Origin of the sequence: Sulfuricurvum sp. MLSB (assembly GCF_000747095.1) — a bacterium.
Classification (GTDB): domain Bacteria; phylum Campylobacterota; class Campylobacteria; order Campylobacterales; family Sulfurimonadaceae; genus Sulfuricurvum.
Genome location: NZ_JQGL01000036.1, coordinates 1 through 11,002 on the forward strand (window position 1 = coordinate 1; position 11,002 = coordinate 11,002).

At 50.1% G+C, this 11,002-nt stretch carries 15 protein-coding genes and 1 rRNA gene; 7 read left to right on the plus strand and 9 right to left on the minus strand.

What is annotated here, in order from left to right:
- The coding region (locus tag JU82_RS03960; protein WP_037946768.1) for an NAD(P)-binding protein at positions 1-591 on the plus strand (591 nt) is incomplete at its 5' end.
- Positions 592-602: 11 nt separating this feature from the next.
- Here the strand turns inward: JU82_RS03960 and JU82_RS03965 are convergent.
- The 6 genes from JU82_RS03965 to JU82_RS03990 are packed head-to-tail and all read right to left on the minus strand — an operon-like array spanning position 603 to position 4,196.
- A complete protein-coding gene (locus JU82_RS03965) occupies positions 603-920 on the minus strand; it encodes a hypothetical protein (RefSeq protein ID WP_037946772.1) in 318 nt (105 codons plus the stop codon).
- The gene (pyrE, locus tag JU82_RS03970) at positions 920-1,528 is read right to left on the minus strand and encodes an orotate phosphoribosyltransferase (protein WP_037946774.1); all 609 of its coding nucleotides are present in this window, start codon (positions 1,526-1,528) and stop codon (positions 920-922) included. The genes JU82_RS03965 and pyrE overlap by 1 nt, the downstream gene beginning before the upstream one ends.
- Positions 1,529-1,530: 2 nt before the next feature.
- Positions 1,531-2,088 (minus strand): ribosome recycling factor, encoded by a 558-nt coding sequence (gene frr / locus JU82_RS03975; protein WP_037946776.1) that lies wholly within the window; start codon positions 2,086-2,088, stop codon positions 1,531-1,533.
- Positions 2,089-2,104: 16 nt separating this feature from the next.
- On the minus strand, positions 2,105-2,422 hold the full coding sequence (gene secG, locus JU82_RS03980; RefSeq protein ID WP_037946777.1) for a preprotein translocase subunit SecG: 318 nt from the start codon (positions 2,420-2,422) through the stop codon (positions 2,105-2,107).
- 47 nt (positions 2,423-2,469) lie between these two features.
- Positions 2,470-3,867: a DUF1007 family protein gene (locus tag JU82_RS03985; protein WP_037946779.1), complete on the minus strand. Its 1,398-nt coding sequence runs from the start codon at positions 3,865-3,867 to the stop codon at positions 2,470-2,472.
- A complete protein-coding gene (locus tag JU82_RS03990; protein ID WP_037946806.1) occupies positions 3,852-4,196 on the minus strand; it encodes a transcriptional repressor in 345 nt (114 codons plus the stop codon). The genes JU82_RS03985 and JU82_RS03990 overlap by 16 nt, the downstream gene beginning before the upstream one ends.
- A 119-nt stretch (positions 4,197-4,315) precedes the next feature.
- On the opposite strand from JU82_RS03990, the gene JU82_RS03995 reads away from it, so the two are divergent.
- Genes JU82_RS03995 through JU82_RS04010 form a run of 4 tightly spaced genes read left to right on the plus strand, consistent with a single transcriptional unit; the run spans position 4,316 to position 7,539 of the window.
- Positions 4,316-5,296 (plus strand): zinc ABC transporter substrate-binding protein, encoded by a 981-nt coding sequence (locus tag JU82_RS03995; RefSeq protein WP_294892103.1) that lies wholly within the window; start codon positions 4,316-4,318, stop codon positions 5,294-5,296.
- Positions 5,287-6,048: a metal ABC transporter ATP-binding protein gene (locus JU82_RS04000; RefSeq protein WP_294892104.1), complete on the plus strand. Its 762-nt coding sequence runs from the start codon at positions 5,287-5,289 to the stop codon at positions 6,046-6,048. Before JU82_RS03995 ends, JU82_RS04000 begins: the two co-directional genes overlap by 10 nt.
- 13 nt (positions 6,049-6,061) lie before the next feature.
- On the plus strand, positions 6,062-6,859 hold the full coding sequence (locus JU82_RS04005) for a metal ABC transporter permease (RefSeq protein ID WP_037946789.1): 798 nt from the start codon (positions 6,062-6,064) through the stop codon (positions 6,857-6,859).
- On the plus strand, positions 6,856-7,539 hold the full coding sequence (locus tag JU82_RS04010) for a methyltransferase domain-containing protein (RefSeq protein WP_037946792.1): 684 nt from the start codon (positions 6,856-6,858) through the stop codon (positions 7,537-7,539). The genes JU82_RS04005 and JU82_RS04010 overlap by 4 nt, the downstream gene beginning before the upstream one ends.
- Positions 7,540-7,543: 4 nt before the next feature.
- Here JU82_RS04010 and JU82_RS04015 read toward each other — a convergent pair whose 3' ends face one another.
- Positions 7,544-8,797, minus strand: coding sequence for a leucine-rich repeat-containing protein kinase family protein (locus JU82_RS04015; protein ID WP_037946795.1), 1,254 nt, complete (start codon positions 8,795-8,797; stop codon positions 7,544-7,546).
- A 163-nt stretch (positions 8,798-8,960) separates the two neighbouring features.
- Between JU82_RS04015 and JU82_RS04020 the strand changes: the two genes are divergently transcribed.
- Positions 8,961-9,335 carry a hypothetical protein gene (locus JU82_RS04020; protein WP_037946798.1) on the plus strand — a complete coding sequence of 125 codons (375 nt, stop codon included), beginning with the start codon at positions 8,961-8,963 and terminating at the stop codon, positions 9,333-9,335.
- Here JU82_RS04020 and JU82_RS04025 read toward each other — a convergent pair.
- Together JU82_RS04025 and JU82_RS04030 are read right to left on the minus strand one after the other, a co-directional pair.
- Positions 9,329-9,736, minus strand: coding sequence for a hypothetical protein (locus tag JU82_RS04025; RefSeq protein ID WP_037946801.1), 408 nt, complete (start codon positions 9,734-9,736; stop codon positions 9,329-9,331). The genes JU82_RS04020 and JU82_RS04025 overlap by 7 nt on opposite strands.
- Positions 9,726-10,433: a Bax inhibitor-1/YccA family protein gene (locus JU82_RS04030; protein WP_037946803.1), complete on the minus strand. Its 708-nt coding sequence runs from the start codon at positions 10,431-10,433 to the stop codon at positions 9,726-9,728. Before JU82_RS04030 ends, JU82_RS04025 begins: the two co-directional genes overlap by 11 nt.
- Positions 10,434-10,887: 454 nt before the next feature.
- Here JU82_RS04030 and JU82_RS04035 point away from each other — a divergent pair.
- Positions 10,888-11,002: ribosomal RNA gene (locus JU82_RS04035) — 16S ribosomal RNA — on the plus strand; the annotation flags it as partial.

Consider the following 11,002-nt stretch of genomic DNA (forward strand, 5'->3'; position numbering starts at 1 on the left):
GCGCTGGCTGGAAATTACGACTTGATTCCGCAGGAGATGTCTCAGATCCTGGTGCTTGCCGTCGTCATGTCCATCATTGTCACTCCGTTCATTCTGGCAAATCTGTCCCGCATCAGCGATTTCTTTTTCAGGGGAGTCAGTTTGACGGAGAGTTTCAGTATGCTCCCCGGGCGCCGTTATCATGTCATCGTCTGCGGATACGGTGTGGTGGGGAAATTCGTCGCCAAAGAGCTGCGTGCGGGAGGCGTAGACTATGTCGTCGTCGACAACAGCTATAAACACGTCGAGGAGGCGCTGCGCGACGGCGAAGAGGTCTATTTCGGCGACATGTCGAAAACGGCTATTCTGGATAAACTGTTTATTAAAGACGCTTCCAGTGTTATCGTGACGCTGGACAACATGGAAAAAAAGCGGCTGATCTGCGAAGCGGTCATTGCCCATGCTCCGACAGTTAAACTGGTAGTAAAAGTAGTCAATCTGGAAGAGAAACGTTCATTGCGGGGATTGCCTATTTCGATTACGATCGACGGCAAAAAAGAGGTTGCGACCCGACTGGTTTCGGAAGCGTTGCAGTGTGAATTGGGGAAATAGCGGACGCCGGGTCAGTCTTCTTTGGACTGCTCGGTGACGAGCCATTGCAGATAGCGGATGGACCAGTCAAGCTCTTCGATGGCCGTATCGACTGATTCGACAGGCGTTTCCAGATGGGCCTTGAGCTCTTTGAGCCGCTGTTTGAGATACTGCGCCATATTGTAATAGGTGTTGAGCGACGTGTCGTCCTGAGCTTTGATGATCAAATCTTCGAGGGTGTTGACAAGTTCCTGCTCATTAGGGAAAATATTTCCCGCTTTGCGAATGGTACGCTGCACCTTTTGCAGGTGCGCCATATCGACTTTAAAGTTTTCAGGATTGGCGGACATTAATTTCCTCTCGACCCCGGTTTGATCGCTTCGCTTCCGTCCGCGCACAGAGGGCAGTTTTCCGGTGCGTACATTTCGAAATCGAAATCGGCCAGCGCGAACAGAGGCTTGTTGTCCGGGAGCGAACAGTTTTGTTTGCGTTCCAGAGCAGAGCCGCTGCGTTTGCAGAACCCGCGGTTGGCGAGCGCGGCAAATCCGACGACGATACCGCCGAGGGCTTCGATCGCTTTGGCCGCTTCCATCGCCGAGCCGCCGGTGGTGATGATGTCTTCGCAGATGAGGACTTTCTCCCCCTTCTTGATTTCAAATCCGCGGCGAATCTGCATCTCACCGTTGACCCGTTCAGCGAAGATCGAGCGTTTGTCGAGTGCGGTCGCGAGGGCGAATCCGGCAATCAAGCCACCCAGTGCGGGAGCACAGACCGTATCGATTTCTATCCCGTCGTTGCGGATAACGTCCGCCAAGGCATCCGCTAGAAGCTTCGCGGTTTTTGGGTCTTCAAGAACTTTGGCTGATTGAAGATAGTACTGCGAATGGTTGCCGGAGCTGAGCTTGAAGTGCCCTTCGAGCATCGCGTCGGCATCCATATAAATTTGTTTGACGTTCATGGTTATACCGTCAACAGTTCCTGCTCTTTGTTCTTGAGCAGTTCGTCGATTTTTGCGGTGAATTTGTCAGTGATTTTTTGGACTTTGTCCTGCGCGACTTTGGAATCGTCCTGCGTGATCAGTTTGTCTTTTTCAAGGTTTTTGATCTTGTCGTTCGCTTTTTTGCGGTCGTTGCGGACGGCAACTTTGGCCTCTTCCGCCATCCCTTTGGCTTTTTTCGCCGATTCCTGACGCTGGTCGACCGTCATCGGAGGAAAGAAAAGCTTTACATCAGTACCGTTGTTATTCGGATTGACGCCGATGTCGGCTTTCATGATCGCTTTTTCGATGACGCCCAGCATCGATTTTTCCCATGGAGAAATTGTGATGGTTGTCGCATCGGTAGCCAGAACGCTCGCGGCTTGGTCGAGCGGCACGAGTGAGCCGTAGCTCTCGACACGGATGTTGTCCAGGATTTTGGTCGTCACTTTTCCAGTGCGCAGCGTTCTAAAATCGCTGAGCATATGGTCGACCCCTTTTTGCATCTGTTCTTCACAAAATTGATACACTTCGTTCAGCATAAAATCTCCTTTGTCTTTACTTGGTAGTGTTTGTGTCGTTGACGATGTTGATCGTCGGAGCGCTTACCTCGGTTTTTTCGACCATGGCATCGACAACCGATGCATTTTTTTGCTGTGCGTAGAAATAGCCCAATGCAATCGTATTGACGACGAAGACAAATCCGAGGAAAAAAGTCACTTTGGCCAGAAAGCTTCCCGGCCCTTTGGCGCCGAAGACCGATTCGTTCGAGCCGCTGTACGCTCCCAGCCCGATGCTGGAGCTTTTTTGCAAGAGTACCGCGATTGTGATCATGACGACCAATACAATCTGTACGATGAGCAGAATACCTGTCATAATTGTCCTTGTGATGAGAAAAAGTTCGCGATTATAGCATATGTGGGCTATGAAAATATTAAGAGCGTCCCTGCGAGCATCATTACACTGACACCTAAAATATCGACGGTTTGAAGCATTTTAGCACCGTAGGAGCCGCTTTTTCGCCGCAACGCGGTTCCCAGTGCAGCGGTGAGGGCGATCGTGATCCCCATCCCCAGACTCATTACGGCAGCGCTTAATATGCCGAGGGTATAGGCTCCCATCGAGATGGCAAACAAGAATACGACGACCGTACCGGGGCAGGGGACGATCCCCGCACCTAATATGAGCATCAAATCGGTTGAATTTGCGGTGGTTCTACAGCTGTGACAACCGCAACTGCCGGTATGCGGCGGTGTTGCACTAAAGCTCATCGTGCTAGGTTTCGGGCGGTAGTAAAGCCATTTTTGGCGGGCCAAATAGAGGGCGATAAAGAGGATAATCATTCCGCTGGCTTTTGTGGCATAAAGGGAAACATCGCTGATGGTTTGGGAAAATAGTGCGTGGACAAACCAATAGAGGATCATGGTGATCGTAAAAGCACTCACGACATGGGTGGCCGCGATGAGGAGTGCGACCAGCCCTGCACGGGCGTAGCTACGCTCATTGGCGCTAAAATAGCTCGCGACCAATGTTTTTCCGTGTCCGGGACCGGCAGCATGGAGGATACCGTAGAGAAGAGAAAAAAGTAAAATGGCTCCGAAACTTTGGAGTGAGGGGTGCTCTTGGGCTTGGACAATCGCCCCGTGAATTTTTTCGGTGATAGTGCGGAGGCTTTGACTAAAATCATTATCATTAGAGCGGTTTTGGAAATTCCCTCCCAGAGGCGATGCAAGAGCTAGAGTTATGGGGCGCAACGAAATATCCAAAATCGAATCCGATCCTCTGGATATCTTAGGTCGGGTGATTTTTGTCGTTAGCCGAGCCGATTTATTAGGGGAGAGAAAAACATTTTTCTCATTAAGATGATAGATGATTCCATTATTGAACGCGGCATCGGCATCATAAGCGATTCGTAGATGGAGAGACTGGGCTATCGGTTCGTTGGTTGGGATAGTGAAGCGGTAGATGACCAGGCCTTTGTCATAACGGACGGCAAAATGTTTGAGTTCTTTGAGTCGGATCGGCCGGCCATTGACGGAAGGACGGATAAAAAAACCGGTTTCTTTCATGCTCAGCATTGCTTTATAGATTTCATATTCTTCGGATTTATTGAATTTGCCGTTTCGGTCAGTGTCGAAATCTCCCAGAACCATTTGGGAGAATGTGGGGTCCAGTGTCCACTCGACATCGACGGATGAGAGTTTGTTCTGCGAGACGTTCAGATAGAGATGAGTGAGGACTTTGATGTCGCCGTAACTGCACGCTAGACATCCCCAGCTAAAAGAAAAACAGGCGGATAATACGATTAGGATTCGGAACATGAGGGACAGACTCCTTTGTAGATGACCGCATTGATCGTATAGCCGTCGGGTGTGCTGATGTTTTGCGGCCTCAGACACTCGATTGTATGGCAGTTCTGGCAGATGAAATGGGGGTGAAATATTCCGGACAGTTCAAAATACCGTTTCCCTTCATCCGATTCGATTCCGCTGATAATATGGGCCTGTTCAAATGTCTGCATCGTCCGATAAAAAGTGCTTTTATCGATGGTGGGATCGAGAGAAGCGTACTCTTCAAAACTGATCGGATGGTGCTGCTGTGCAAAGATGGTAAGAATTTTCTTGCGGGGCGAAGTTAGCCTAAAGCCCATTAGGGCTATTTGTTCATCAAGGGTCATTTTGATAAGACTTCTTAAAATTTAAGGTTTATTGCAACTGAGTTGCATTAGAATAGTATCCAGTTTTTATATAAGGAACCTGAATTATGGATATGAAACGATTGTCGATATTTGGAATCATCATTGTGGCGGTCATAGCCGGTCTTGCTTTCTTTGCACCGCAAGCCGATAAAAAAGAAACGGCTGCGGAAGCGAAACCGATTGTATTGGTGAGTACGTTTTCGCTTTATGAAGCGGCACGTGCAGTTGCCGGGGATGCGCTTGATGTCCGTTCTATCGTTCCGCTGGGAAGCGACGCCCATATGTTTTCGCCGAACCCCGCCCAAGTAGCCGAGATATCCGGCGCCGGACTGTTTGTTTATAATGGAGCGGGGTTTGAAATATGGGCCGAGGCGTTGCAAAACACGATCCCATCATCAACGAAAATAGTAGATATGAGCCAATATGTTGCATTGCAAAAAAATGAAGAGGAACACCATGATGAACACGCGCACAAAGAGCATGAACACGATGTGCATGAACATGAAGAACACGATCACCATGGTGCGTATGATCCTCACTACTGGCTCGATATCGACAATATGATCAAAATGAGCCAAACGTTAGATGCCGAGTTTTCGAAACTTGTTCCGGCCAAAGCAGAGCAATTTCATAAAAACGCCTTTGCTTATATAGCTGAACTGCAAAAGCTTAAAACGGAATATGCTACAGGATTGGCTGAGTGTAAAAATCGTACGTTGATCTCCAATCATGATGCTTTCGGTTATCTCACGCATGCGAACAAACTTGAAAATATATCGGTAATAGGACTCTCATCGGATGAGCAGCCAAGCGCACAGACGGTAGCTCGTGTGGTTGAAGTGGTTAAAGAACACGGGATGAAAACGATCTTTTTTGAAGAGCTGATCAACGATAACGTTGCCCAAACGATTGCCAAAGAGTCCGGTGCCAAAGCGGTACCGTTGCAACCGCTGGAGAATATCAGTGAAGATGAGCTAAAATCGCAGGAAACTTACCTCTCGATCATGCGCCAAAATCTGCACAAATTGAGAGATGCGATGGAGTGTCGTTGAAATTTTCTCCCCCACTTTTCGATGTCGAGCGGCTTAGTTTCGAGCGGCAGGGCAATCTCGTCTTGAACAATGCCTCGTTCACGATTTTGCCGGGGGAGTATTGTGCGATCATCGGGCCTAACGGCGGCGGAAAGACGACGTTGATACGCCTCCTTCTGGGGCTCGAAAAACCGACGTCCGGGATGATCCGGCTGTTTGGATCGGAGCAAAAGAGATTCAAAGCATGGAGCCGTATCGGCTACGTGCCGCAGCGTTCGGCTCTGATCGACAGCTCGTTTCCCGCAACCGTGCGCGAAGTGGTCGGTATGGGGCGTTACGCCCAGCGGGGAATTTTCGGTTTCGAATCCTCCGAAGACAAAGACGCTATCGAAGAGGCGATGGAGCTGATGGGGGTGCGCGATCTGTCCGAGCGTCTGATCGGCAACCTCTCCGGCGGTCAGCGTCAGCGGGTGATGATCTCCCGGGCGCTCGCCTCAAATCCCGAGGTGCTGATCGTCGACGAACCCAACACGGGAGTCGATGTCGAATCGCAGCACCGTTTTTACGAACTGCTGCGCCATTTGAACCGTACCAAAAAAGTGAGCATCCTTTTCATCACCCACGATATCGGGGTGATTGCAGAAGACATTAGCCGTGTTTTGTTTGTTAACCAGACACTGCTGGTATCCCAAAATCCCGCCGAGATGATCCGATGTGACGAGATGAGCCGACTCTACGGCACTCCGGCCCACGTCGTGTGCCACAATCACTGAGGAGGGGCGAAGAATGTTGGAAATGCTTGATTATCCGTTTATGCAGCGCGCCCTGATCGCAGGGCTGATCATTGCCGTACTGGCCTCGCTGAGCGGATCGTTCATCGTACTGCGCCGCTATTCTTTGCTCAGCGAAACCCTCGCGCACGTCTCGCTGGTCGGGGTTGCCATCGGGCTGTTGTTTGGGATCGCTCCGTTGTGGATGGCGATAGCGGCATCTCTTGTCGCGTCGTGGCTCATCGAATATCTTCGTAGCGTTCACGGCCTTTACTCCGATTCGGTGCTGGCGATTTTCCTCTCGGGCTCGCTTGCGCTGGCCATCGTGATCGTTTCGATGGCGGGTTCGTTTAACGCTTCCTTGTTCAGCTACCTGTTCGGTTCGATCCTCTCGGTCAGCAATGAAGACCTGTGGGTCATGGGGGGATTCGGAGCACTCGGCATGGGTTTGCTGCTGGCGTTTTTCAAGGAGCTTTACTTCATCGCATTTGATGAAGAGGTGGCTCGGGCGAGCGGCATTCGGGTTGCGCTGCTGAACTTCATGCTCGTCAGCGTTATCGCGGTGATTATCGCTATCTCGATTCGGGTGGTCGGGACGCTGCTGATCGGGGCGCTGATGGTGATCCCTCCGGTGGCGGCGATCCGTTTCGGGATGGGATTTTATCCGACGACTCTTCTATCGGTTGTGATCGCCCTTATCTCGGTCGTGGCCGGGCTTAGCCTCTCGTATCTCTTTTCGCTTCCCAGCGGTGCGGCCATTGTGCTGTGCCTGTTGGTATTCTTTGTCGTAGCCTTGGTGATCAACCGCCGATGAGAGTACGCGAAGAATTTTCGAGGTTTGCCGCCGAATACGGTACCCATAACGTCGTTCAGGCCAAGGTGGCGCAGAAGCTGATCGCCGATACGCCGGATACCCCGCAAGCGGTTCTGGATCTCGGATGCGGAAACGGCACCCTGTTCTCGAAGGTAACATGGCCCCTCAAGCGTTTCGTCGGGGTCGATTTTTCCGCGTCGATGCTTTCCCATCATCCCCGGACCCCTCAAACCGAACTGATCTGCGGCGACTTCAATGATCCCGCTTTGTTTGAGACGTTGCAAAAAGCGTCGTATGATCGGATCTATTCGGCTTCGGCGCTTCAGTGGGCACATGATCTGGACGGTGTGTTTACTTCCATAGCCGCCTTGCACGCTCCCCTGTCACTCGCGATCTTCACCTCCGGCACATTCAGGAGTCTTTACGAGACGGCGGGATTGGAGCCGATCCTCAAATCCGCCGATGAGGTGATGGCCATCGCCGAGCACCGTTTTGACGCACGCTTCGAAATCGTCCATTATGCGCTGGAATTCGAATCGGTGCGGGACATGCTTCGCTACATCAAGCGCAGCGGGGTGAGCGGCGGACGGCGTGTCTTGGATGTTGCACAGACGAAAGCGCTGATGCGGGAATACCCGCTGAACTATCTGGAATTCGAAGTGGTGTTTATCACGTCGTAAACAACTAAAGCGCTATTTCCGAAAAAAGCGGTCTCTCCTCCACCTTTTCGTTCATACATTGTTCTCTTAACTGCTCCAACTTCTCATAGGTAGCCCCTTCTTTCGTAGGGCAGAGCGAGAGCATGTCCTCCAGCAGGCATCCGAACGCCCGCACTTCGATCCTCTCGAACTCTTTACGGTGCGGTTCGTAGAAGGTTGCCGCCCCGAAATCTCCCAGATAACAGTGGTCCTCGTCGTTGATCAGAATATTGTGGGCGTACAGATCGCCGTGCATCAACCCGCGTGCGTGCAGGTGCGCCGCGGCAGAGGCGATCGCACGGGCTACTTCGAGAATCGTTTCGGGTGAAAAGGTTGCTCCCGCTTCGAACGTATCGCGGGTGCAGGTCTCAAAATCGGGAGGCAGTCCCAGATTACGGTAAACATTCGGTATGTATTCCAATACCAGTCCCAGACGCTCGTCCCCTCCCAGTTTTGAGAGGACGTTGATGAGGTTCGGATGTTCCCCGACGCTCATGTAGGCGTTCATCTCATCGTGCGCATAGCCGTCGCTCGTGATCGAGCCTTTGAAAAGCTTCAGGGCCACTTCTGCTTCGTGCGGTGCCGAATAGGCTTTGAATATATCCCCTGAAGCACCTGCACCCAATTTCTCTTTGACCTCTAACGATTCGTACGCAACCTCTTGAAGCTCGTATTTCGGATGTACGCTGCACGGGTTTCCCGAAAAAGCGAGCCACGAGAGTTTCGGCAGATTCCACAGCCACTCGGGGATCGCTCTCAGGCGGTTCGCCGAGAGGCGAAGGAGTTCGAGGTTTCGGCATAAGGCCATCTCGTCGGGAAGGCTCTCGAGACGGTTTCCCGCAAGGGCGCATTTTTGCAGTCGTGTGAGCTTTCCGATCGAGCGGGGAAGATACGTGAGGCGGTTGTCGGTCAGGATCAGCCAGCTGATGCTCGGAGGAAGAACCTCTTCGCCGAACGTATCGATGAGGTTGGACTTAAAGCCAACCATATAAAGGTTCTCACACCCTTTGAAGGAAGGGACTTCGGTGAACCGGTTGTTGGAGAAAAAAGCGATTTTGAGTTTCGTGAGCCGGCTCAAATCTTCGGGGAGCGAGGAGAGGGCATTGTTGCTCAGATCCAGTATCTCAAGGGTCTCTGCCAGCTCGAATACCTCTTCGGGAAACGTAGTCAGGTTCTCGGAAAGGGTTAGCCGTTTGATCCCTTTGAGGCTGCCGGAGCGCAATTGTGCCAATGTATGCATGAGACCCTTTTCTTCCTTGTGATTGTGGAATTTTACCGAATCCGAGCTTTCAAATTTGAACTCTTATTTATAATGAAATGTTAACTTGAAATCAGGAACTTTTTTTGATGAAAAGCGTTATACTATCCAGATAATGTCTACGATAAGGTGCAAGGAGAAGATGATGAAGGGAATCGAAAAATACGACAACCTTTCCGAGGTTATCCCCAAACTTTTGCCGGTTCTCAGAGAAGCGATCCAATCGGAGTTTCTGGAGATCAAAGAGATCAACCGCGAGTGCGAAAAATTCATTGCAACGTGCGAGCAGTTCCCCGATCTGAAAAATGCACGATACGTTATCTTCTCTCAGCACATCAAAAAGAACGAACATAAAAATGAGCTTTTCGCGTTTATCGACGAAGAAGGAAAAATCATCCGCCACATCACCGGTCGCGACATGGAGTTATACGGATTGCTCGGTTCGTGTTCAAACCTGCACGTTTCCGAAGAGTTTGAAGAACAGCAGCGTTACTGCAACAGTGACGAATGCCGTCATTGATTGAGCAGGTTTCTCTTTTCTAATGTATAGAGCTCGTAGCGGATCTGTTTAAACCGCTCACTTAAACCCGGATCTACTATCTTATACAACTCTTCCAAAACCCGAGACGATTCCTGTCCCCGTTTGTAATTGGCTATTAATATGGAACGCAGGTCGGTGCGGTTCATCTCGCTTTGCATCGTGGGACGCAGTACGTCGCTCTCGCTGTCGCGCGATTCCAACAGCGCTTCGAGCGGTTCGATGCGGCATTGATGACGAAGATTTTTAAGAGCGGTGGAAAGTTCCTTGTCATTGTGAACATAGCGCGCTATATCCTCAATCACACGGATTCCTTCTTTAAGACGGTTCAGGTTGGCGTCCACCACCCGAAGGAGTTCGGGGGGGAAGATGTTATTCGTCATTGTTTCCGAAAATGCCGAAGAGCTGGAGCAAGGTGACGAAGAGGTTAAAGAAATCAAGATAGAGTGCAATCGCACCGTCCATCGGCGTTTCATAGGCTCCGCGGATCACGTTTTGGGTGTCGATGAGAACCATTACGCTGATCACGAGGAGGAAAATCGCCTGAATCGCCACGTACAGGATCGGGCTTTTCAGGAAGAATACGTTGATCAATGAGACTGCCAATATAATAAAGAAAGCGATCATGATCGGTTTGGACCAGCTTGTGAAGTCCTTCGTACTTTTAATAGCGAAGAAACTAAGCCCGCCGAACAAGGCCGCCGTCATGAAAAACGCATTCCCTACGATACTCGCTCCGCCGGCCATGCCGAGGATATGACTGAGCAACGGAGTGATGATGACACCGCTGGCAAACGTAAAGGCAAACAACCCGATCATATTGACGCCGGGTTTGTTCTTGATCATTTGCAGACCGAACATCCCGAACAGCATCCAGGGGATAGCAATCCACCAATAATTTGCCGCAACGATTCCCGCGTACGGGATACCGACATAAGCACCTACGCCCCCTGCCAGCATAGACGCGGCGAAAAGTTTATAGGTATCTTTGACAAACGAAACGATCTGCGCTTCACTTCTGTGAGCGCTCTCGTAACCAAAAGCACCTTCACGTGCGTATTCGCGATCATATAAAGCCATTGCTTTTTCCTTTATAAGGTATTTTATAAAAGGGATTATACAGAATTTTGATTAACCGTTCATTTGTCGAAAAAAGGGTGATAAAGGGCGAAAGAGGTTAAAATGAGTAAAAAGGTGACAAAAAAAGGGGTCAAAAAAGGAAAATAAATTTTTTTTGCAATATTTTTCATGTTTTCTCAAATACCTCTTGACATAGTCTATTTTTTCCCCTATAATTCCCGTCCACAAACGCTGAGAGGCCTTGAGTTAAGGCTTTGAGTTTGAGTTTGCGATCATTGAAAACTAAGCAGGAATGGCGGTCTGGGCGATGCTCGACTGACATTCTTAATAATGTCAACACAATACAACAACCGTCTATTTTCTTTGGTTAGTTCGCTAACCACCAAAAAGAAAAATAGATAACAATTTATGAAGCCAATGATTTTAACATCTTGGGTCATAGGATTGAACACCAATTATGGAGAGTTTGATCCTGGCTCAGAGTGAACGCTGGCGGCGTGCCTAACACATGCAAGTCGAACGATGATGACTGAGCTTGCTCTTCCTGATTAGTGGCGCACGGGTGAGTA